Below are 21,147 nucleotides of genomic sequence, written 5' to 3' on the forward strand. Positions count from 1 at the left end.
CGCACTTGGAAAAGCGCGCAGTGCACCTGCGCGCTTTTTTACATTGTGACCCTGTGCCCGATGAACTACGGCAGCGCGGTCGGGCCATACCGCGGCGCAGGTATTTTCCTGACCTGTTATTCTTGACTGGTCAGCAGGTTCATCCCGGCGATAGCGCCGCGGAGGCAGAGAGGGAGTTCGGACACAACAATGGGTGATGCAGAGCCTGGAAAACGTGCGAGGCTGGGCGAAAAGGTGCGCCGCTGGGGGCGCAGGGCCGGGGAGAAGTCCCAGTGGGCGGCAGAACGGCTGCTGGACCGTCGTCTCTGCGTGGGGGTCACGGGATTGAGTGGTGCGGGGAAGTCGACGCTCCTGACCAGTCTGATCTACCAGCTGAGTCATCCCCAGCGCGCGCAGTTGCCGGGTTTTGCCCCGGCGCTGAACGGGGACCTCCTTGGGGCTGAGATTATGCCGGCAAAGGATTCCGGTTTGCCACTGTTTGACTACCGCCAATGCCTTGAAGCGCTGCTGGCACAACCTCCGCGGTGGCCAGAGAGTACCCGTGAGGTTTCAGCCATGGAACTGCACGTACACTTGCGTCATCGACGCCGGCTCAGGAGTGAAACCACGCGCACGCTGGTTATTGAGTTACGCGACTATCCCGGGGAGTGGCTGATGGACCTGCCGCTTCTCGGTATGTCGTATCAGGACTGGTGCCGCCACCAGTCACACCTGATTGGCACTGACTCCCGAGCTGGCCTGGCCCCGCAGCTAATGTCCCAACTGGCAGCACTGAATCCCCGCGACCGCGCCGAGCCCGCCCGAATTGCGAACCTCTGGTGTGACTATCGGCAGTTCCTGCTGGAATGCCGGCGTGAGCGGCGTTTAAGCTACCTGCAACCCGGCCGCGCACTTACTGGCGATCATCCGCACAGCGTCCTGCCGATGCTTGACCTCCGCGGCCATTCACCGGAGGCACTGGAGGGGCTGCCTGAGGAAAGTAATTTCAAGACCCTGGAACGCCATTACCGGCAGTACGTGGAAGAGCGGGTACAGCCGTTTGTCGAGAACCAGTTCCGGCACCTCGATCGCCAGCTGGTGCTGGTGGATATGATCGGGACCCTCTATGCGGGCGAGCAGGCGCTGGACGATATGCGCCTTGCTTTCGGGCATATTGCCGATACGTTCCGCTATGGCAGTACCGGCCTTTTGCGCAAATTGTGGCGGCCGCGGGTAGATCGTCTGGTTTTTGCGGCAACCAAGGTTGACCAGGTTCTGGCCGCTGACCATGACGCGTTGCGCCAGCTCCTGGGGCAGCAGTTGCAGCAGGCGTTTGCCGGTGCCCGCCACCAGGGCCTGCCACTCTTCTGTGAAGCAATTGCCGCTGTGCGTTGCTCGAACGAGAGCCAGCGCAATGGCCGGCGCATGCTGGTGGGGCACGACCTTCAGGGGCGCCACCTGGGCTTCGAGAATGCCGAGATTCTGGCGCGACTGCCGGAGGAGCAGGAGGGCTGGGAGCACTATGCCGGTGCCGCGCCCCCGCAACTGCGCCCTCCTCTGGGCATGGCGTCCGGCGGTACTATTCCGCATATCCGCCTGGATGCGTTACTGAACCTGATGTTGGGAGACCGGCTGTAATGAACGGTAAGCAGGACAAGGCCCGCCGCAAAACCCGAATTGAACCCGTGGAAGAACCGGAAATGCAGACTGGCGCGAGGGCTTCCACCCGGGTCGAGGACATCGCCGACGCTGATGAGGAACTGCCTCGCTCGATTACCACCGGGGAGTCTCTGCCCGACAGGATCTCCTTTTCCGAACTGCGCGTGCCTTTTTTCCGGTTGCGCTTCTGGAAGCCGGCTCTGGCTGCGGGGCTGGTTCTGGCGACATCTGCGGTTGCCTGGGAGTTGCACCAGTTGTTTGGCTGGGCGATGGAGCGCCACTGGACACTGGGAGTGCTGGTGGGGGTAATCATTCTGTCGCTGGGGGCGACGATTGCAGCTTCGGTATGGGAGTTTTTCCGCGCTGGCCGGCCCCTGCGTCGCCTGCAGGAGACCCAGGAGTTGGCCGGGGAGTTGCGTGATTGTCGCAGCAATGACGATACCGAAAAATTCCGCGCGCAGTTGCAAGAACATTTTGACGGCAAACCCCAGGGGGTGTTGTTGGCTCGGGTACTCGATGGGGCGCCCGACTATTACGACAGCAGCGAGTTGCTGCAACACCTGGAGGTGACATTCCTCGAGGCTCTTGACCAGGAGGCCCTGCGCCGGATCGTCCGTCATGCAACGACAACCGGCGCCCTGGTAGGACTGAGTCCCTTTGCCACGCTCGACGTATTGGTGGCCTTGCGACAATCACTGCGCATGATCGATGACGTGGCGCAGATATACGGCGTGCGGCCGTCAATGGTGATTCGGTGGAGGCTGTTCAAGAAGGTGCTGGCCCTGGTTGCTTATAGCGGCGCCAGTGAGTATGCCGTCAGTGAACTGTGGCCGGAGCTTGTCGGGGATAGCATGCTGAGTAGCATGTCCGCCCGGCTTGGCCAGGGTATGGGGGCGAGCCTGTTTATGGGGCGGATTGGCCTGGCTACACTCCAGGCCTGCCGGCCCGTGCCGTTTTCCGAGAAGCAGCGGCCGCGCCTGGGGGCGCTGACGCGCCGTATAGCCGTCAGCCTGAAGGAGCGTGCGCTGGGTGGCTCGGGATCCGCAGACCTGCAGCGGCAGCTCAGTGAGGCAGAATTGGCTGCCCGGCGCGCGCGGGATGATCAGGGACAATAGGGGCAAAGGAGGGCGGTATATGGGAAACAGGTTGCGTTATGCGGCTGCTGCATGGGCGTTTGCCCTTGCATGTGCGTCCCCTTCCGCAGAAGTTTTGCACAGCGAGGGCGGGGAGTTTGCCATCCGCAATGAAGTCGATCTGGACGTTCCCAGCGAAGAGGTCTTTGCGGGCCTTGCCGCACTCCCACAGTGGTGGAGTGCTGATCACAGCTACTCGGGGGACGCGGATAATTTCTCTTTTGATCTGGCTGCCGGTGGGTGTTTCTGTGAGCGCTGGGGTGGGGCTTCGGTGGAACACCTGCGGGTAATTTACTCCGTGCCCGATCGCGAGGTGCGTTTGCGCGGTGGACTGGGCCCGTTGCAGGGGTTGCCGGTCAATGGGTTGATGCGATGGCGTATTGTGCCCCGTGGTGCGGGGGCTACGCTGACCTGGGAGTATCGTGTATGGGGAGCCGCCAGTAACCAGCTGGACCGCATCGCCGGCCCGGTAGACCAGGTTCTCGGTCAGCAGTTGTCGTCGCTTGCTGGATACCTCGGGGAGAAGGCCGGCCACCAGGTTAGTGGCCGGTGAGGGCACCTCAGCGCTTACTGGAATTGTTTCTTCATCAGGTAACGCGTGTGATGCTCGTCGACAAGTTCCGCGAGCTGCTGGTACCGTTCCTTGATAAAGGGCGTGGGATTGTTTACGCCGTTTTCGTCCGAATACTCCACGCCCTCGCGAACAAGCTGTAGCTCTTTCGCCAGCCCATCGATAGCGGCCAGGATATTATCGGTCAGCTGACGGTTGTAGAAGGCACTGGTGTTGGCAGTGTCCTGCAGATACTCGTCACACTCCGAGATCCAGCTGGAGCGCTGCTCGAGGAAGTGGATGGTGTTGCGAATGCCCCCGCGATATTTTGGGTCAAAGTGGTTATTGACGTACTTGCCCAGGCTGCGCATGCCGGTGTCAACGAATTGTTGCACCAGGCCGTCGCAATATTTCGGGGTCAGGTATGAAGGGTGTTCCTTGGCGCTCGCTGCACTGGTAAACAGTAGCAGGCAGAGAAACCAGAAAACCCGCTGTGAGGCTGAGGTAAAAATATACATTTTGGACTGCCTATAGTTTCTTCTAGTCGTTAACAGGCTTCTTTTTGTGATAAACATCTCATAAGTATCGAATAGCGAGGCTAAAGTCAACGTCTATTAAGAAACAAAAGTCAATTAGGTTCGTTTTGTGCCGGTTCGTGCATTCTACGATCGACCATTACACGGGGTGGTCCGCGTTTCCAGTTTCAGGAGTAGCAGGAGTTTGTTTTGTCAGAATACGATTTTGATCTGTTTGTGATCGGTGCCGGTTCCGGCGGTGTCCGGGCATCGCGGATGGCGGCGACGGCCGGTATGCGGGTAGCGGTAGCCGAAGATCGCTATATGGGAGGCACCTGCGTGAATGTTGGCTGTGTGCCGAAGAAGCTGTTCGTATACGCCAGTGCCTTCAGTGAGGATTTTGAGGATTCGGTCGCTTACGGTTGGCAGCCCGGCGAGCCGACGTTCGACTGGGCCACTCTGCGGGACAACAACGCGGCGGAAATCAATCGCCTGAACGGTATCTACCGTAACCTTCTGGCCAACTCCGGTGTGCAGACCTTCGACGGGCGTGCCCGGCTAACCGGTCCCCATACAGTCACCGTCGGCGAGGAGGAGTACAGCGCGGAACGTATCCTGGTGGCTACCGGCGGTTGGCCCTTTGTGCCGGATATTCCGGGGCGGGAGTTCGCCATTACCTCCAATGAGATCTTTGCCCTGCAGTCGTTCCCCCAGCGTATCCTGGTGGTCGGGGGAGGGTATATCGCGGTGGAGTTTGCCGGCATATTTGCGGGCCTTGGGGCGGAGACGCACCTCTCTTATCGCCGTGACCTGTTCCTGAGGGGGTTTGACCGGGAAATTCGCGAGTTTGCCCGCGGCGAGATTGGCAAAAAAGGAATTCGCCTGCATTTTAACCATCAGGTCACCGCTATTGAAAAACAGGATGATGGCAGCCTGATGGTGCACTCTGGTGACGGTGCGCCCCTGAATGTGGATACGGTACTTTTCGCAACCGGGCGCCGGGCGAACACGGCCGGACTGGGATTGGAGGAGCTGGGCGTGGTGATGCACCGGGACGGAACCATCTCCGTCGATGATAATTTCCGCACCAATGTCCGCTCGATCTACGCCCTGGGGGATGTGACCGGCGAGCCCCAGTTGACGCCGGTCGCCCTTGCGGAGGCGATGGCGCTGGTCAAGCACCTGCAGACCGGCCAAACGGCGGAGATCGACTACAACAATATCCCCACGGCGGTGTTCTGCCAGCCGAATATCGGGACGGTGGGGCTGTCCGAGGAGGAGGCGCGGGACTCGGGGATCCCGGTCACCATATTCAAGTCCGAGTTCAGGCCTATGCGCCACACGGTTAGCGGTCGCGATGAGAGAACGCTGATGAAGCTGGTGGTGGATTCCAGCACGGACCGGGTACTGGGGGTCCACATGGTGGGGCCTGACGCGGGAGAGATCGTCCAGGGAATGGCCGTAGCCCTGAAAGCCGGGGCCAGCAAGGCCACCTTCGACCAGACCATTGGTATCCATCCCACGGCAGCAGAGGAATTTGTAACCATGCGTACCCCTTCTGCGTGATTTGCTGAAAAGAGCGCGGTCCGGATATCGCGATACATCGGCAATAAAAAAGGCGATGCTTGGCATCGCCTTTTTTGGATGGCCTCCTGCCCGTGGCCGGCACGATCGGGTGCCAGGGGGAAATGACCGAATCCTGTTTCCTTCAGGAGTCGCCCCCCCCCCCGGCGTTTGCCCGGGGCCACGGTTGGAGGGGTGTTGAGTTTGTGGTGTCTTCCTCGGGGCCGACTTCCCTGTCAGTCCTCATTAGAGCCAGGCCTGTACAGCCCAGGTTCTGGCGACCTGAAACCTTTCGGTCTCTCAGGCGGGCCCCTGGTGCCGTTGGGCAATGCGCCGGTTGCTGCGCTCCTTCAGGCAGCGCTCGGCAGACTCGAATGCGGTCTTTACTGCCCGGTGAATGGAGTCGCTCTCGTTACTGATGGTTACCGGACTGCCGCTGACGGCAAGTTCAACCGAGGCCCGGTATTGCCGGCCTTTGTTTTTATGCTGGTGGGGGGCTTCGAGCACGACACGACTCTGTATGATGTCGCCGCAATAACGTTCCAGTTTATGCAGTTTTTTCGATACCGTATCCGCGAGTGCGTCGGACTTGTCGATATCGCGGAACACGATGTTATCGTTCGGCGCAATTTTCATGGGCATTTACCTCCAGTTATAAGGGGACCATGCAGGCCGCTTGTGCGGTTTGCCGGGTATAAAAGGAAGGGCGCCCTTTAGGGAGTAGCTGAGAGCATCGGGACCGGAGGCCAGCGGATTCGCAACGATTATTTCGCCGCTTGCGCGGCCGAGGGTGTTTTACGTCCGGGCTCCAATTTAACCGGGATCAGCTTTTTGCTCCCTGTTACCCATAATGCTCCCGACAGCAAAAAAATCAAGCGTTGCGAAGGTAAAAATGTCACAAAAATGTGACTGGATTTAGCCCGCTCGGGTTGGCGCACAGATGGTTGACGGCACCTCTGTCAGTGACTGCCGGCGGGGTGCCAGTCGTTGCAGTGCTGGCGGGCGCTGCGTAGAATAGCGGGCCGGCGCCCGTGGCGGGCGCCGCACCAATTTTGGGGAAAACAAGCGATTGCCCGTAAGCAACTGCGTTCCTGCAGTGGCCTGTTTATTGCAGCTGCTGCGTTAGTCGATTGACTGGCGGGGAGGCGGGGGCAGGAAGCAAACAATAGGTAACAGGTTCGTGATTATGGTGGTAGCGAGGTACTGCAAGTGGTTTTGGCTGGCGGTGGTGTTGGGCTGGGGAGCGACTGCCGTCGCCCAGACACAGGCGACGCTGAATGCGGAAAAGAACCGCCTTGCGCGGATGGAGCAATCGCTGGAAAACCGTATGGTTGAAGCCGAGGATTTCGAGAATGAAGTCCTGGCCTACGATTACAAGCTCGGTGAAGCACGTGATTCCCTTGAGGAGGCGCGGGAGAACTACGAGCAGAGCCGTATCGAGTTGACTCGCGCCGAGCGGGAGCACAAGCGCGTTGGCGACAGCGACTCTGAGCGCCAGTTACGCAAGGCGAAACACGCCTTTGAAATGGCCAAACGTGGCGTGGACAGTCGGTCACGGCGGGTGGAGATTATCCAGTCAAACTACGACGAGCTGCAGGCGGAACAAAAGGAAGTGGAGCAGGCGATAGCCCGCAGCCGCGACCGTATTGCCGCACAGAAGCGCAAGGTGGATGGTCTTGTTACTGCGATGCTGGAAAAAGCCGAGGCATCCCGCCGGGCAGCGAAGCTCGCCAAGAGCCAGGCGCCGGTGAAAAAGCCAGAGCTGCCGGAGCCGTCCATGGCAAAAGCCTCCCCAGAGCCGGAGAGCAGTGATGTGCCGCAGACCCAGAAGCCGGATGAAATCGATGAAGAGCTGCTGGCGTATGTAAAGCGCGAGCGGGCGCGCCTGAAGGAGCTGATGGAAGAAGGGGGCAAGGGCGAGGGTAAGCATACCTTCAAGTCTCTCACGCTGTCGTCTTCCCGTGGTGAGCGTCACGACTTTGAGTTCCTCGGGCATAACCAGTACCGCGTTGTGGCGCCTGTGGAGGCTGGCTTGCAGACATACGAGGTCAGCGGGTTCAGCACGTTAAAATTCCGACGCACCATTCCCGGCGAGGATGCGGGCAAAAATTATGTATTTGTGCTCGATGCGCGGCGCCTCTCGCGTCCGCGCTTGATCATGTACCCGGAGTACGCCCTGTCTTACCTGGACTGAGTGCCGGGATTGTCGACGAAAGGCCCGCATCGCGCGGGCTTTTTTTATGCCTGCCTGTCGGTACCGGGCGGGGCGCCCTCTCCATCGGCGGGGTCTTGATCGTCCAGCAGGACCTCAAACAGGGGCGTGTACTGGCTGCCACCAGGCGCCATGTCGCTGCGATAGAGGGCCAGGTGGTTCAGTTGGGCGATGAAGTCCAGTTGCTCTGCAGGGAAGCGGCCAAACCCCCGGCGGTTGCGCGCCAGGGTAAAATGGGGCCGGAATGCCGCGCTCTCGGGTTTCATGCCCAGTTCGCGCATGAGGTCCCTGCAGCCGTTATGCAGCCTGTCGAGATCCGGGTTGCTGATAAGCTCTGCTGCCAACAGGCTGGCCCGGGGGCGAGGGAAGGGCCCAAGTGACACTATCCTGGCAGAGCACGGCCTGGCGATATGGGCCAGCTGCACCAGGCTGCTTTCTATCTTGGGGATCAGGCTCGCGGGTGTCTCGCCCAGAAAGGCCAGTGTCAGGTGCCTGTTGCTGGCACTGGTCCAGCGTGTCCGGCCCCGGCCAGGTGGCAGCAGGCCCCGTGCGTGACTGCACAGTCCGTCCAGGAAGTGCTGGGTGGCGCTGTCGGGCTGGATTCCGATAAACAGCCGCGCAGTGTCGTTTCCGGACTCCAGCCGGCCATCGTTTTGCCCTCTCCGCGTCGACATAGAAATCCCTGTATCCAAGACTTGAAATGCGCTCGCGCACCCCTATATCCGTAATACGGGCAGGGCGCTCAGTGAGGCCCCCGCAACGCCCGGTCTACGGACGGGCACATCGTGAATATTGCTCTGATTCGAGGATATGACAATGCGTAATTTTGATTTTTCTCCGCTTTACCGTTCTGCCATCGGTTTTGATCGCATGGCCAGCCTGTTGGACGGGATGACTGCCAGTGAGCAGAACCAGCCCGCGTACCCGCCCTATAACATCGAGCTTACCGGCGATGACAGCTATCGTATCAGTATGGCGGTAGCCGGGTTCGAGAAGTCCGAGCTGGATATCAAGGTGGAGCAGAATCGCCTGACCGTGAGCGGCAAGCAGTCTGAAGACTCCGGTGATGGGCGTAAATTCCTCCATCGCGGTATCGCGGCACGGAATTTTGAGCGGCGTTTCCAGCTGGCGGACCACGTGAGAGTGGTGGACGCGAACCTGTCCAATGGGCTGTTGCATATCGAGCTCGTTCGGGAGATTCCCGAGGCAATGAAACCCCGGTCAATCGAGATCGGTGAAGGTCGCCTGCTGCAGTCCGACCAGAAAAGTGCTGGCGAAGAGCAGGCTGCCTGACTCTTGATCGCTTGACTCAGCAATGTCCCCTGTGCGGCAGTGGTGCCGTGCAGGGCTACCATCGGGACAAGTTCCGCCCGTATCACCAGTGCGCTCGATGCGCACTGGTATTTGTGCCTGCCGACTTTCATCTCAGTGCCGCTGCGGAACGCGCCTACTACGACCTGCACGAAAATTCCCTGGACGATTCCGGATACCGCCAGTTCCTTTCCCGCTGCGCCGACCCGCTGCTGGAAGTGCTGCCGCCGGCATCCCGCGGCCTGGATTTTGGCTGTGGCCCCGCACCGCTATTGGCGCGAATGCTGAGCTCGGCCGGCCACTCCGTCGCCCTCCATGACGCGTATTACGCACCTGGCAGCAGCGTGCTGGAGGAAAGCTTCGATTTTATTGTGGCGACAGAAGTGGTGGAACATCTCTCTGCGCCGGGTGATGTGCTGGAATTACTCTGGTCGAGGTTGCGCCAGGGTGGGCTGCTCGCGCTGATGACCAAGCTGGTGATCTCGCCGGAGCGATTCGCCAGTTGGCACTATATCCGCGATCCCACACATATCTGCTTTTTCAGCAAGCACACATTTGCATGGCTTGCGGAACATCTGGGTGCCGGGCTGGAGTATGCCGATCGGGATGTGGTGTTTCTGCGCAAATAGTGCCGGGGACCGGGCTGGTAACCCTGCAATGCAGGCCCTGGGCGCCGCTCTGGTCCCCGGGGTTTCAGGTGTTTACCCGGAAGAGCTTGGCGCGCACAGTGGTCCTGTACTCGCTGGGGGTGGTGGCAAGGAATTTTTTGAATAGTGCGGTGAAGTGCCCCATATCCTGGTAACCGACTTTTTCGGCAATTTCATTGACCGAAAGGTTGCTTGACTGGAGCAGCTCCCGGGCCATGTCGACCCTGACATTCTGCAGGTATTGCAGCGGGGTTTGTCCGGTGGCGAGCTTGAAGCGCCGGTTGAAGGACCGCACGCTCATGTCAAAGTGCTCTGCCACTTCGCTGAGACGTACCTCCTCGCTGCAGTGTTCCTTCAACCAGGTCTGTGCCTGTACAATTTCTTCGTCCGGATGCAGGTGTACCGAGCCCTCCGAGTAGGCAATCTCCTCAAATGGCCGGCGGATTTCGTGGGAAAAATTGCGCTCCACGTGACTGGCGACAGACGAGCCGTAAAGTTGCCGGATCAGGTGCACCGTGACATCGGCCAGAGCGTTGACGCTGGCCGCGCAGAAGAGCTTTTCTGCCTGGGTGATAAAGTACTGCCGCTTTAACTTGACCTGAGGGTAGTCAGCGGCGAAGCGCTCGAAATAATGCCAGTGGGTGGTGGCGGGTTTGTCGTCGAGCAGCCCTGCCTCCGCGAGGAAGCATACCCCGGTGCCCACTGCGCTGATGGCGGCGCCGGCGGCCTCCTGTTTTTGGAGCCACTGCAGCAGTGGCCCCGAACGACGCAGGGCAGGCCGGGGATTGCGCCACAGGGCAGGGAGGTAGATGATGTCGCTGTCGGGTGCATCCGCAAGGGCCGCATCCGGTGTCAGTGGAAAACCGGAGCGGGTGGCAACCGGCTTGCCGTCCAGGCTGACCGTGAGAATGCGCAACTCACTGTTGGTATCCCTGCCGTCCAGGCCCTCGGCACGGGCGCGGCTCTGTGCGCCACGGAGCATCTCCAGCGGCAACACGGTCCCGGTTGCCAGCATCTGGTCGATCAGTACAAAAATGACAGTTCGCATTACTTCCCAGAACCCTGAATACCTGAAAGATAAAAAAACCGGCCCCGGGGATGCCGCTGGCCAGATACTCAATTTTGCTGGCCAGTATGCCCATAACCAGGCCGATTCGCCACCCCCTAAACTGACCTTCCGTCGAATTTAGTCAATTTCTCAGCCCTGTTGCTGGAGGTAAGGATGCAGCGCCTACCCGTCATCACCGCCTTTGGCGGTTTCAATCCCGCCGGACGCAGTTCGTTTCACCGCGGCTATCGCCGTCTCGTCCTCGACAGCCTGGGTGCTTCTGAGCGCGCGGATATCCTGGCCGACCTGGCGGCTCTGATGGGCTTGCGCCAGGCTGAGGACGCGGGGCAGCCGCTGGACGCTGCGCTGGAGCAGCAGGTGCGGGACGGTACCCTGGTGCGGGAACTTGAGCAGCGCTTTTACGACTACCGCAAGTGCCATTACCACCAGCCGGCGGAGCTCAGCAACACAGAGGGGTTCACCTTCGAGATGACCGCACGGCAGCTGCCTGACCCGCTGCCGGAGGACTGGCAGGTGGAATCCCTGGGCGAGGGCAGGGTGCGGGTTCGCTGTACCGGCCTGTCCGTGATGCTGGACAGCTACCGGGAGATTCCCGTGGCCTCGGCGGGACAGTTGCCGACCGGCTTCGAGCCCTCCCGGGAATATAACTCGCGTTTTCACCCCCGAGGCCTGCAGCTGGCGATCCTGGGCGCGTCGGATGCCGTGCAGTCACTGGGCATTGACTGGGACACCGTGGTGTCCGCCGCCGGCCCGGACAAGATCTCGGTGTATGCCAGTTCCGCCATGAGCCAGCTTGACCCCTACGGTAATGGCGGCCTGTTGCAATCCCGCCTGCGCGGCACACGGGTAAGCTCGAAGCAGCTGGCGCTGGGCCTGACCAGCATGCCCGCCGACTTTGTGAATGCCTACGTGTTAGGCAGCGTGGGGACCACTGGTGCTGTTGCCGGTGCCTGTGCCACCTACCTCTACAACCTGCGCGCAGCGGTGGAGGACATCCGCCATGGCCGCGCGCGTGTGGCGGTGGTGGGTGCCGCCGAAGCCCCCCTGGTGCCAGAGGTTGTGGACGGCTATGCGACCATGGGCGCGCTGGCGAATATCGATGGGCTTCGGAAGCTGTTCCCCGGTGAGATCGATTATCGCCGCGCTAGCCGGCCGTTCGGGGAAAACTGCGGTTTCACCCTGGGTGAGGGCAGCCAGTGGGCGATCCTGATGGATGACGAGCTGGCACTGCAGCTGGGGGCCAGTATCCACGGCGCCGTGGCGAATGTGTTCGTCAACGCGGATGGCACCAAGAAGTCCATCTCCGCGCCCGGCCCGGGTAATTACCTCACTGTTGCCCGGGCCCTGGCCGAAACCCGTGCGATAGTCGGCGATGAAAGCCTGCGCCAGCGGAGCTTCGTGCAGGCCCACGGCTCCAGCACACCCCAGAACCGGGTTACCGAGTCCGCTATTTTCGACCGTGTCGCCGGCGCCTTCGGTATCGAGCGCTGGCCGGTCTGCGCGGTCAAGGCCTACCTGGGACACACGGTTGCCGCAGCCAGTGGCGACCAGCTGATCACCAGCCTGGGCATGTTCAATCGGGGTATCCTGCCGGGGATTACCACCATCGACCGGGTGGCGGATGACGTGCATCACCAGCACCTGGATATCGCGCTGGAGCATCGCGAACGGGCGCCGGAATCCCTGGATGTCGCATTCCTCAACTCGAAGGGGTTTGGCGGCAACAACGCCACCGCCAGTGTGCTGGCGCCGCACCTGGTGGAAAAAATGCTGGCCCGGCGCCACGGTGAAAAGGCGATCGCGGCCGCCCGCCACCGCAATGAGTCGGTGTCTGAGCGGGCGCAGGAATATGACCGTCGGGCGGCACGGGGTGACCTGAATGCCATTTACCGCTTCGGCGAGGGGCTCGTGGACGAGAGTGCCATCGAGGTTTCTGCTGAAAGGATGACGTTCCCGGGCGCGGTGCCGGTGGAACTCCCCGCAGACAACCCCTTCGATGATATGTGCTGAAGCCTGTTGCCGCGGGTTGTGGATGGCGTAGACTGATGCCACACAACAGGGAGGTGGCTTATGGCGGAAAGCGAACCGGCGGTAAAACCGCCGGACCTCAAGGATGGCGATGACGTGGGTTCGCGCCTCAAGGCCGTGCGCAGGATGCACGGCCTGTCCCAGCGGGAGCTGGCAAAGCGTGCCGGCGTTACCAACGCCACAATTTCCCTGATCGAACAGAACCGGGTGAGCCCCTCCGTGGGGTCGCTCAGGAAAGTGCTCGACAGCTTCCCGATGTCGCTGGCGGAATTTTTTACCCTGCAGTTCGACGACTCTTCCCAGATTTTCTTTCGCGCCGATGAGATGCCGGACATGGGTACCGGTTCTGTCGAGCACCGGCTGTTGGGTTCAGGTATCCAGGGGCGCGAGATGTCCATACTCTACGAGGTTTACCCGGCCGGCTCGGACACGGGCCCGGAGATGCTCAGCCATACCGGCGAGGAGGGGGGGATAGTGGTCTCTGGTCAACTGGAGGTAACCGTGGGCGCCGAGGCCGCCGTTCTGGGCCCCGGGGACGGCTACTATTTCAGCAGTCGCAGGCCCCATCGCTTTCGCAACCCGGGCGACTGCGACTGTATTCTCGTCAGTGCCAATTCACCGCCCAGTGTCTGATCGGTCTCGCCATTGGCGCCGGCGGTTTTCGCCAGCACCGTTGTCGGTTGGTGAATTTCTGAACTCTGGTACTTGTGGTGCCATCCAATTTGTAAGAAATGGTATTCAAACGAATGTTTGAATCTGGCTATACTAGGGCTGGCTGACCGAAATGGAGTGAGGCGTCACTGCCTGGCGTACGCTTCACCCGGTCACAGAAAAACTTCGACCCCGGGCCGACCCGTGCCCTGAATCCAAGAGGTCAATCAATGTTATTTAAAGGCAAAGCGCTAACTGTGCAGATGCTGGACAACGGCATCGCCGAGCTCAACTTCAATCTTGAAGGGGAGTCTGTCAACAAGTTCAATCGCCAGACTGTGGGGGAACTCTCCGAAGCACTGGACGCGATTGAGGCGGCGGACGGCCTGAAAGGCGTGCTGCTCACCAGTGGCAAGGGAGTATTCATCGTCGGTGCCGATATCACCGAATTTGGCGGCGCTTTCTCGGCCGGCCCGGAAGGCATCGCCGACCTGATGAACAAGAACAACGAGAACTTCAATCGCCTGGAGGACCTGGGTGTGCCCACCGTGGTGGCCATCAACGGTTTCGCCCTGGGCGGTGGTTTTGAGGTTTGCCTGGCGTGTGATTACCGGGTTATGGGGGACCAGGGCAAAGTTGGCCTGCCGGAAGTCAAGCTGGGCCTGATCCCGGGTTGGGGTGGCACCGTGCGCCTGCCGCGCGTGGTAGGTGTGGATGTTGCGGCCGAGTGGATCGCTGCCGGTAAGGAGCAGAAGCCGGATGCGGCGCTGACCGCCCACGCCGTGGATGCGGTGGTTGCCAATGACCAGCTCAAAGACGCTGCGCTCAAGCTGCTGGGTCGTGCCATTGATGGCGAGCTGGATTACCAGGCACGCCGCGAGATCAAGAAATCGCCCATCCCACTGAATGACACCGAGGCCATGATGGCCTTCTTCACCACCAAGGCTTTTGTTGGTGCGCAGGCCGGGCGCAACTACCCCTCCCCGGTGAAGGCGGTTGAGTCCATCGAGCAGGGCTACAAGGTGGACCGCGATGAGGCCCTGAAGATTGAGCAACAGAAGTTCATCGAGTGCGCCCAGACCGATACCGCCGAGTCGCTGGTGAACCTGTTCCTGAATGACCAGAAGATTGGCAAGGTTGCCAAGGGCTGGGAAAAGAAAGCCGACAAGAAGATTGAGCGCGCCGCCGTGCTCGGTGCCGGCATCATGGGTGGCGGTATCGCCTACCAGTCCGCCTACAAGGGCACGCCGATCAAGATGAAGGACATCGAGCAAAAGGGCATCGACCTGGGCCTGAAAGAGGCCAACAAGCTGTTGGCCAAGCTCGTCGATCGCGGACGCATGACGCCGGCAAAAATGGGCGAGACCCTCAACCGCATCGAGCCGACCCTGAGCTACGACGGCTTCGACGACGTCGACGTAGTGGTCGAGGCAGTAGTGGAAAAGCTGAAGGTCAAGCACTCGGTGCTGTCCGAGGTGGAAGGCAAGGTCAGTGACGACACCGTGATTGCTTCCAACACTTCGACCATTTCCATTGACAAGCTGGCCGAAGCGCTGAAGCGCCCGGAAAACTTCCTCGGCATGCACTTCTTCAACCCGGTGCACAAGATGCCGCTGGTGGAAGTTATTCGCGGTGAAAAAACCTCCGACAACGCCATTGCCCGCGTGGTGGCGTTCGCCAACAAGATGGGCAAGAAGCCGATTGTGGTGCGTGATTGCCCCGGGTTCCTGGTGAACCGTGTGCTGTTCCCGTACTTTGCCGGCTTCTCCATGCTGGTCCGCGACGGTGCCGACTTCCAGGAAGTCGACAAGGTCATGGAGCGCTGGGGTTGGCCAATGGGTCCGGCCTACCTGATGGATGTGGTCGGTATCGATACCGGAGTCCATGCCGAGGAAGTGATGGCAGAAGGCTTCCCGGAGCGCATGGGCAAAACCTTCAAGGCTGCATCCGATGTCATGTACGAGGCCGGGCGCTACGGCCAGAAAAATGACAAGGGCTTCTACAACTACGAAGAAGACAAGAAGGGCAAGCCCAAGAAGGTGGCTACCGATGAGGCTTACGAGCTGCTCAAGCCGCATGTGGCCGAGCGCCGCGAGTTCGACAAGGACGAAATTATCGAGCGCATGATGGTCCCCATGGCTACCGAGCTGGCCCGTTGCCTGGAAGAAGGCATTGTGGATTCACCGGCCGAGGCCGATATGGCGTTGATCTACGGCATCGGCTTCCCGCCCTTCCGCGGTGGCATCTTTGCCTGGCTGGACAAGGTCGGTATGGATGAATTCGTGAAGATGGCAGACAAGTACGCCGAGCTGGGTGAGCTGTACAAGCCTACCGAGCGCATGCGCGAAATGGCCGCCAACGGCACTACTTACTACGGCGACAAGTGAGGAGAGTTTCGATGAGTTTAGATCCCAGAGATGCCGTAATTGTCGATTACGCCCGTACGGCCATGGGCCGTTCCAAGAATGGCGTTTACCGCAATGTGCGCGCGGACGATATGTCCGCGGAGCTGCTGAAGAAATTCCTGCAGCGCAACGAGAAACTGGATCCGGCTGAGATTGATGACCTGATCTGGGGCTGCGTGATGCAGCGTGATGAGCAGGGCTTCAACGTGGCCCGCTTTATCCTGCTGCGTGCCGGCCTGCCGCACACTATCCCGGCCCAGACGGTAAACCGGCTGTGCGGCTCCTCCATGTCCTCCCTGCATACTGCCGCGGCGAATATCCGCGCCGGGCTGGGGGATGTCTATGTGGTCGGCGGTGTCGAGCACATGGGCCACCTCAATATGATGGAGCATGTCAGTCCCAACCCGATGCTGGGTCGCCATATGGCCAAGGCTGCCGGCTCCATGGGCATGACCGCCGAATACCTGGCGATGATGCACGGTATCCAGCGCCAGCAGATGGATGAATTCGGGGCCCGTTCGCACCAGCGCGCTGCCGCTGCCACCAAGGAAGGCAAGTTCAACAGGGAGATCATTGCCATCGAGGGGCACGACGAGGACGGCGTACCCTTCCTGGTGGAGACTGACCAGACCATCCGCCCGGATACCACGGCGGAGGGGCTGGCGCAGCTTAAGCCGGCCTTTGATCCCAAGCACGGCCAGGTCACGGCGGGTACTTCGTCCCAGATCACTGACGGTGCTTCCGTCATGCTCGTGATGTCGGCCGAGCGGGCCAAGGCGCTGGGGCTGGAGCCGATCGCCAAGGTGCGCGAGATGGCCCTGGCGGGTGTTGATCCGTCCATTATGGGTTACGGCCCCGTGCCCGCTACCCAGAAAGCGCTGAAGAGTGCAGGCCTGACCGTCGGTGATATCGACAAGGTCGAGTTGAACGAGGCATTCGCGGCCCAGGCTCTGCCGGTGCTGAAGGACCTGGACCTGCTGGACAAGATGGACGAGAAGGTCAACCTCTACGGCGGTGCAATTGCACTGGGCCACCCGTTCGGGTGTTCCGGTGTCCGCATCACCGGTACCCTGCTGTCTGTCATGCAGAACGAGGGTGGCGACCTGGGGGTTTCTACCATGTGTATAGGCCTTGGCCAGGGCATCACGACAATCGTCGAGCGTGTCTAGGCTGGTTCAGCTGCCGATATAGACCTGAAAGGGCGCCCGCCGGGCGCCCTTTTGGTTTGCGGTGGGCAGTGTGGGGGCCCGGCATTTGTTGAAGCGCCCCCACGCCTGTGGCACAATCTGCTCCCCCTGTCGCGGGGCCCACGGGTCAGTGCAGTAAAATGCATATATATCAATGAGTTAGCGACAGTGGCCACGGGGACGTGGTGGAATTGGTAGACACGCCAGATTTAGGTTCTGGTGCCGCAAGGTGTGGGAGTTCAAGTCTCCCCGTCCCCACCAAGCAATGTTAAGCGCAGTCCGTTTGCCGGCCCTGGATCAGTGGCGAGGCGCGGGCTGTTTGTATTTGGCGTAAAGGGTTCGGCGGTTTTATCCCCGGCCTGCGCCTGGGAAGAGAGGTTTGCCGGGGCTGCCCGGCGGCCATCACGAGCTGGCGCTGCGGCGCGACTACAGAGAGTCTCACGAGGATTAAGATGCAGGTTTCCATCGAAACAACTTCCGGCCTGGAGCGTCGTCTGACCGTCAACCTGCCGGCGGAAGTCGTCGATAAAGAAGTGGATAAACGTCTCCAGCAGGCGGCCAAAACCGTACGTATGAACGGTTTCCGCAAGGGCAAAGTGCCGATGAAAGTTGTTCGCCAGCGCTACGGTGCCGGTGTGCGCCAGGAAGTCCTGGGTGAGGTGATGAGCCGCTCTTTCTACGAGGCCGTGCAGCAGGAGCAGGTTAAGCCTGCAGGCCAGCCGAGCATCGAGGCCAAGCAGACCGCACCGGGTGAGAACCTGGAGTACGTGGCGACCTTCGAAGTCTACCCGGAAGTGGAGCTGGCTGACCTGGCCGAGATCACCGTCGAGCGCCCGGTAGCCGAAGTGACCGACAAAGACGTCGACAACATGATCGACGTGCTGCGCAAGCAGCAGTCCGGTTGGAAGGAAACCAAGCGCAAGGCCCAGAAGGGCGATCGCGTTGTGATCGACTTCGTCGGCCGCAAGGACGGAGAGGAATTCGAAGGTGGCAAGGGCGAGGACCATCAGTTGGTCCTGGGTTCCGGCCAGATGATTCCCGGTTTCGAGGACGGCATCCTGGGCATGAAGCCCGGTGAAGAAAAGGATATCGAGGTAACTTTCCCGGAAGACTACCAGGCAGAAGAGCTGCAGGGTGCGGAAGTGACCTTCACCATCAAGGTGAAATCCTCTGAAAAGCCCGAACTGCCGGAGTTGGATGAAGAGTTCTTCAAGGCGTACGGTGTCGAGGAAGGCGGAGAAGAGAAGTTCCGCGAAGAAGTACGCAACAACATGGAGCGCGAGCTGAAGAATGCGGCGCTGAACAAGGTCAAGACCCAGGTAATGGACCAGCTGGCCGAGAAGCACGAGGTGGAAATCCCGTCGGCGCTGATCGCCGGTGAAGTGCAGACCCTGCGTAACCAGATGGTTCAGCAGTTCGGCGGCCAGATCAAGGCTGAGGATGCGCAGAAGATGCTGCCCGACGCGATGTTCGAGGACCAGGCCAAGCGCCGCGTGGTACTGGGCCTGGTGGTCGGCGAGATCGTCAAGGAGAACGAGCTCAAGGTCGATGCCGATCGTGTGAAGGCCAAGGTTGAAGAGCTGGCATCAACTTACCAGCAGCCCGAGGAAGTAGTTGAGTACTACTACAACAATCGTGAGCTGCTCTCTGGTGTGGAGTCTGTTGTCCTGGAAGATCAGGTTGTGGATTTTGTGCTGGACAAGGCCAAGGTCGAGGAAGTTAAGAGTTCCTACGACGACGTGATCAAGCCCCAGCAGCAGGGCTGATTCACACCTTCCCGGTGGTCGCATATTGCGACCACCGGCCCCCTCCCTTCCCCTCATTCTGCCGACTGGCTTTCTTGCGCCTGACCGGTTAAGCTCAGAAAAACCCGATTTTCAGTGGCTGGCGATATTCCCGCGCCAGTTGCCCATCTCGCCTTACACGCCAAAAAGGAAGCGACGGTATTTATGGCACGTTTTGAAAATTCCCACTCTGCGATTGAACCTTCAGCCACCGGGCTGGTGCCGATGGTGGTAGAGCAGACCGCCCGCGGTGAGCGCTCCTTCGATATTTATTCCCGTCTCCTGAAAGAGAGGGTGATCTTTCTCGTGGGGCCGGTGGAGGATCATATGGCGAACCTGGTGGTCGCGCAGTTGCTGTTCCTCGAGGCGGAGAATCCCGACAAGGATATCCATCTCTACATTAACTCGCCCGGTGGTTCGGTGACTGCCGGCCTGTCAATTTATGACACCATGCAGTTTATCAAGCCCGACGTGAGCACCATGTGTATCGGCCAGGCCTGCAGCATGGGCGCTTTCCTGCTCGCTTCCGGTGCTACCGGCAAGCGCTTCGCGACACCCAATTCCCGGGTAATGATTCACCAGCCCAGCGGCGGCGCCCAGGGACAGGCCAGTGACATCCACATCCACGCGCAGGAAATCCTCAAGATCCGCCAGCGCCTGAACGAACTGATGGCGCACCACTCGGGCCGTAGCATCGATGAGATCGAGCGCGACACTGAGCGCGACAAGTTCCTGAGCGCCGATGAGGCCAGTGAATACGGGCTGGTGGACGATGTGCTGTCCCGGCGGCAGGGGCTGGAGAAATAGGTGTGACCGGGTGGCCGGCGATCTGAACCGCCCTGGCGTCCGTAATACCGGATGACAAAAGGGCTTGAAAAAAGCGCCGAAAGGCAGCATCTTGCTATAGAACCACGTAAGAAGCCGGATTACCGGCTGGCCGACTGAGCACGGAGTATTTTGATGACCGACCAGAGCAGTGGAGAAGACAACGGCAAACTGCTGTACTGTTCATTCTGCGGCAAGAGCCAGCAGGAGGTACGCAAGCTGATCGCGGGCCCGTCTGTCTTTATCTGCGACGAATGTGTCGAACTTTGCACCGATATCATTCGTGAAGAGGTGCAAGAGAGTTCGGAAGGCCCCGAGGGGCGTCTGCCTACGCCCAAGGAAATTACAGAGATCCTTGACCAGTACGTCATCGGTCAGGAGCGGGCCAAGCGCGTCCTGGCGGTCGCGGTTTACAACCACTATAAGCGTCTCCGCAGCAAGTCCGGAACCAAGAGCAAGGATGAGGTTGAGCTGAGCAAGTCCAACATCCTGCTGGTTGGCCCTACCGGTAGCGGTAAGACCCTGCTGGCGGAAACCCTGGCACGCCTGCTCAATGTGCCGTTCACCATTGCCGATGCCACGACCCTGACCGAAGCCGGTTACGTTGGCGAGGATGTCGAGAATATTATCCAGAAGCTGCTGCAGAAGTGTGACTACGATGTCGAGAAGGCACAGCAGGGGATTGTTTACATTGATGAGATCGACAAGATCTCCCGCAAGTCGGATAACCCCTCGATTACCCGGGATGTATCCGGCGAGGGTGTCCAGCAGGCACTGCTCAAGCTGATCGAGGGCACTGTGGCATCGGTTCCGCCGCAGGGTGGACGCAAGCACCCGCAGCAGGAATTCCTCCAGGTCGACACGGGTAACATCCTGTTTATCTGCGGCGGGGCTTTTGCAGGCCTTGATAAGGTTATCCGGGATCGCTCCGAGAAGGGCGGTATCGGGTTCAGCGCCGAGGTTAAGTCCAAGGACAGCAACAGCAACTTTGGCGAGATCCTGCTCGATCTGGAACCGGAGGATCTGGTCCGTTACGGCCTTATTCCCGAGTTTGTTGGCCGCCTGCCGGTCACTGCCACCCTGGAAGAGCTTGATGGACCGGCCCTGGTGCAGATCCTGACAGAGCCGCGCAATGCCCTGACCAAGCAGTACTCCAAGCTGTTTGAGATGGAAGGCGTTGAGCTGGACTTCCGCCCGGACGCCCTGGACGCGGTAGCTGCCAAGGCGATGGAGCGCAAGACCGGTGCCCGTGGCCTGAGATCGATCATGGAGTCTGTGCTGCTGGAGACCATGTACGACATACCCTCGATGGATAACGTCGCCAAAGTGGTGATTGACGAGGCGGTCATCAAGGGCGAGTCAGCGCCGCTGTTGGTGTATGAGAGCAACGAGCCCGCATCACAGAAGGTGGCGCCGGAAGAGTAATTGGCGCAACCCACTCAAAAGCCCCATCCGGGGCTTTTTTTATGCCCATAGAACGGCGATGGCCAATTGATCTTCCCTAAGGGGTGGTCCGTATTTCCCCGGGTCGCGCGGGCGATCGGGTGTGTCCCGGCGACAAGGCTGCGAATTGATGAGATATATTCCCGTTAGTCCCCGAGTGTCCCTATATTATTAACGGTCAGGGCT

General features: G+C 60.2%; 18 protein-coding genes and 1 tRNA gene. 15 read left to right on the forward strand and 4 right to left on the reverse strand.

From position 1 onward, the window contains the following. Positions 1 to 189: 189 nt before the first annotated feature. The 3 genes from LVD11_RS16435 to LVD11_RS16445 are packed head-to-tail and all read left to right on the forward strand — an operon-like array spanning position 190 to position 3,324. Positions 190 to 1,617: a YcjX family protein gene (locus tag LVD11_RS16435; RefSeq protein ID WP_237060742.1), complete on the forward strand. Its 1,428-nt coding sequence runs from the start codon at positions 190 to 192 to the stop codon at positions 1,615 to 1,617. Then, positions 1,617 to 2,753 (forward strand): TIGR01620 family protein, encoded by a 1,137-nt coding sequence (locus tag LVD11_RS16440; protein WP_237060744.1) that lies wholly within the window; start codon positions 1,617 to 1,619, stop codon positions 2,751 to 2,753. The genes LVD11_RS16435 and LVD11_RS16440 overlap by 1 nt, the downstream gene beginning before the upstream one ends. Positions 2,754 to 2,772: 19 nt before the next feature. Beyond that, positions 2,773 to 3,324 (forward strand): hypothetical protein, encoded by a 552-nt coding sequence (locus LVD11_RS16445; RefSeq protein ID WP_237060746.1) that lies wholly within the window; start codon positions 2,773 to 2,775, stop codon positions 3,322 to 3,324. Positions 3,325 to 3,338: 14 nt separating this feature from the next. Here LVD11_RS16445 and LVD11_RS16450 read toward each other — a convergent pair whose 3' ends face one another. Then, positions 3,339 to 3,839, reverse strand: a complete 501-nt coding sequence (locus LVD11_RS16450; protein WP_237060748.1) for a hypothetical protein — start codon at positions 3,837 to 3,839, stop codon at positions 3,339 to 3,341. 207 nt (positions 3,840 to 4,046) lie between these two features. On the opposite strand from LVD11_RS16450, the gene gorA reads away from it, so the two are divergent. Next, complete coding sequence (gene gorA, locus LVD11_RS16455) at positions 4,047 to 5,402, forward strand: glutathione-disulfide reductase (RefSeq protein WP_237060750.1); 1,356 nt, start codon at positions 4,047 to 4,049, stop codon at positions 5,400 to 5,402. Positions 5,403 to 5,699: 297 nt separating this feature from the next. Here the strand turns inward: gorA and hpf are convergent, their stop codons facing one another. After that, entirely contained in the window at positions 5,700 to 6,035 is a 336-nt protein-coding gene (hpf, locus tag LVD11_RS16460) for a ribosome hibernation-promoting factor, HPF/YfiA family (protein ID WP_237060752.1), read from the reverse strand. Between the two features lie 550 nt (positions 6,036 to 6,585). Between hpf and LVD11_RS16465 the strand changes: the two genes are divergently transcribed. Then, positions 6,586 to 7,593, forward strand: a complete 1,008-nt coding sequence (locus tag LVD11_RS16465) for a hypothetical protein (RefSeq protein WP_237060754.1) — start codon at positions 6,586 to 6,588, stop codon at positions 7,591 to 7,593. A 44-nt stretch (positions 7,594 to 7,637) separates the two neighbouring features. Here the strand turns inward: LVD11_RS16465 and thpR are convergent, their stop codons facing one another. Next, positions 7,638 to 8,285 (reverse strand): RNA 2',3'-cyclic phosphodiesterase, encoded by a 648-nt coding sequence (gene thpR / locus LVD11_RS16470; RefSeq protein WP_237060756.1) that lies wholly within the window; start codon positions 8,283 to 8,285, stop codon positions 7,638 to 7,640. A gap of 142 nt (positions 8,286 to 8,427) precedes the next feature. Between thpR and LVD11_RS16475 the strand changes: the two genes are divergently transcribed. Then, entirely contained in the window at positions 8,428 to 8,904 is a 477-nt protein-coding gene (locus LVD11_RS16475) for an Hsp20 family protein (protein ID WP_237060758.1), read from the forward strand. A 47-nt stretch (positions 8,905 to 8,951) separates the two neighbouring features. Then, positions 8,952 to 9,551, forward strand: a complete 600-nt coding sequence (locus LVD11_RS16480; RefSeq protein WP_237060760.1) for a class I SAM-dependent methyltransferase — start codon at positions 8,952 to 8,954, stop codon at positions 9,549 to 9,551. A gap of 64 nt (positions 9,552 to 9,615) precedes the next feature. On the opposite strand, the gene LVD11_RS16485 is transcribed toward LVD11_RS16480, so the two are convergent. Beyond that, positions 9,616 to 10,617, reverse strand: coding sequence for a GlxA family transcriptional regulator (locus LVD11_RS16485; protein WP_237060762.1), 1,002 nt, complete (start codon positions 10,615 to 10,617; stop codon positions 9,616 to 9,618). 174 nt (positions 10,618 to 10,791) lie between these two features. Between LVD11_RS16485 and LVD11_RS16490 the strand changes: the two genes are divergently transcribed. From LVD11_RS16490 to clpX, 8 genes are all read left to right on the forward strand, one after another. Then, positions 10,792 to 12,648, forward strand: coding sequence for a beta-ketoacyl synthase (locus tag LVD11_RS16490; protein ID WP_237060764.1), 1,857 nt, complete (start codon positions 10,792 to 10,794; stop codon positions 12,646 to 12,648). Positions 12,649 to 12,708: 60 nt separating this feature from the next. Continuing rightward, positions 12,709 to 13,299: a cupin domain-containing protein gene (locus tag LVD11_RS16495; RefSeq protein ID WP_237060766.1), complete on the forward strand. Its 591-nt coding sequence runs from the start codon at positions 12,709 to 12,711 to the stop codon at positions 13,297 to 13,299. A 248-nt stretch (positions 13,300 to 13,547) separates the two neighbouring features. Further along, complete coding sequence (fadB, locus tag LVD11_RS16500) at positions 13,548 to 15,704, forward strand: fatty acid oxidation complex subunit alpha FadB (protein WP_237060768.1); 2,157 nt, start codon at positions 13,548 to 13,550, stop codon at positions 15,702 to 15,704. Positions 15,705 to 15,715: 11 nt separating this feature from the next. Beyond that, complete coding sequence (gene fadA, locus LVD11_RS16505; RefSeq protein ID WP_237060770.1) at positions 15,716 to 16,891, forward strand: acetyl-CoA C-acyltransferase FadA; 1,176 nt, start codon at positions 15,716 to 15,718, stop codon at positions 16,889 to 16,891. 194 nt (positions 16,892 to 17,085) lie between these two features. Beyond that, positions 17,086 to 17,170, forward strand: a tRNA-Leu gene (locus LVD11_RS16510). 191 nt (positions 17,171 to 17,361) lie between these two features. Then, a complete protein-coding gene (tig, locus tag LVD11_RS16515) occupies positions 17,362 to 18,675 on the forward strand; it encodes a trigger factor (RefSeq protein ID WP_237060772.1) in 1,314 nt (437 codons plus the stop codon). 183 nt (positions 18,676 to 18,858) lie between these two features. Further along, entirely contained in the window at positions 18,859 to 19,500 is a 642-nt protein-coding gene (clpP, locus tag LVD11_RS16520; RefSeq protein ID WP_237060774.1) for an ATP-dependent Clp endopeptidase proteolytic subunit ClpP, read from the forward strand. 153 nt (positions 19,501 to 19,653) lie between these two features. Continuing rightward, positions 19,654 to 20,943 (forward strand): ATP-dependent Clp protease ATP-binding subunit ClpX, encoded by a 1,290-nt coding sequence (gene clpX / locus LVD11_RS16525; RefSeq protein ID WP_237060776.1) that lies wholly within the window; start codon positions 19,654 to 19,656, stop codon positions 20,941 to 20,943. The last annotated feature ends 204 nt before the right edge of the window (positions 20,944 to 21,147 follow it).

Source organism: Microbulbifer sediminum (assembly GCF_021729035.1).
In the GTDB taxonomy this organism is placed as follows: Bacteria; Pseudomonadota; Gammaproteobacteria; order Pseudomonadales; family Cellvibrionaceae; genus Microbulbifer; species Microbulbifer sediminum.

Bases quoted from the DNA above. Each gene is read 5' to 3' on its own strand.
- LVD11_RS16490 (WP_237060764.1), top strand. From the start codon at position 10,792: ATGCAGCGCCTACCCGTCATCACCGCCTTTGGCGGTTTCAATCCCGCC.
- LVD11_RS16440 (WP_237060744.1), top strand. From the start codon at position 1,617: ATGAACGGTAAGCAGGACAAGGCCCGCCGCAAAACCCGAATTGAACCC.
- LVD11_RS16485 (WP_237060762.1), bottom strand. From the start codon at position 10,617: ATGCGAACTGTCATTTTTGTACTGATCGACCAGATGCTGGCAACCGGG.
- LVD11_RS16435 (WP_237060742.1), top strand. From the start codon at position 190: ATGGGTGATGCAGAGCCTGGAAAACGTGCGAGGCTGGGCGAAAAGGTG.
- hpf (WP_237060752.1), bottom strand. From the start codon at position 6,035: ATGAAAATTGCGCCGAACGATAACATCGTGTTCCGCGATATCGACAAG.
- LVD11_RS16445 (WP_237060746.1), top strand. From the start codon at position 2,773: ATGGGAAACAGGTTGCGTTATGCGGCTGCTGCATGGGCGTTTGCCCTT.
- fadA (WP_237060770.1), top strand. From the start codon at position 15,716: ATGAGTTTAGATCCCAGAGATGCCGTAATTGTCGATTACGCCCGTACG.
- LVD11_RS16495 (WP_237060766.1), top strand. From the start codon at position 12,709: ATGGCGGAAAGCGAACCGGCGGTAAAACCGCCGGACCTCAAGGATGGC.
- clpP (WP_237060774.1), top strand. From the start codon at position 18,859: ATGGCACGTTTTGAAAATTCCCACTCTGCGATTGAACCTTCAGCCACC.
- clpX (WP_237060776.1), top strand. From the start codon at position 19,654: ATGACCGACCAGAGCAGTGGAGAAGACAACGGCAAACTGCTGTACTGT.
- fadB (WP_237060768.1), top strand. From the start codon at position 13,548: ATGTTATTTAAAGGCAAAGCGCTAACTGTGCAGATGCTGGACAACGGC.
- LVD11_RS16475 (WP_237060758.1), top strand. From the start codon at position 8,428: ATGCGTAATTTTGATTTTTCTCCGCTTTACCGTTCTGCCATCGGTTTT.
- thpR (WP_237060756.1), bottom strand. From the start codon at position 8,285: ATGTCGACGCGGAGAGGGCAAAACGATGGCCGGCTGGAGTCCGGAAAC.
- tig (WP_237060772.1), top strand. From the start codon at position 17,362: ATGCAGGTTTCCATCGAAACAACTTCCGGCCTGGAGCGTCGTCTGACC.
- LVD11_RS16465 (WP_237060754.1), top strand. From the start codon at position 6,586: ATGGTGGTAGCGAGGTACTGCAAGTGGTTTTGGCTGGCGGTGGTGTTG.
- LVD11_RS16450 (WP_237060748.1), bottom strand. From the start codon at position 3,839: ATGTATATTTTTACCTCAGCCTCACAGCGGGTTTTCTGGTTTCTCTGC.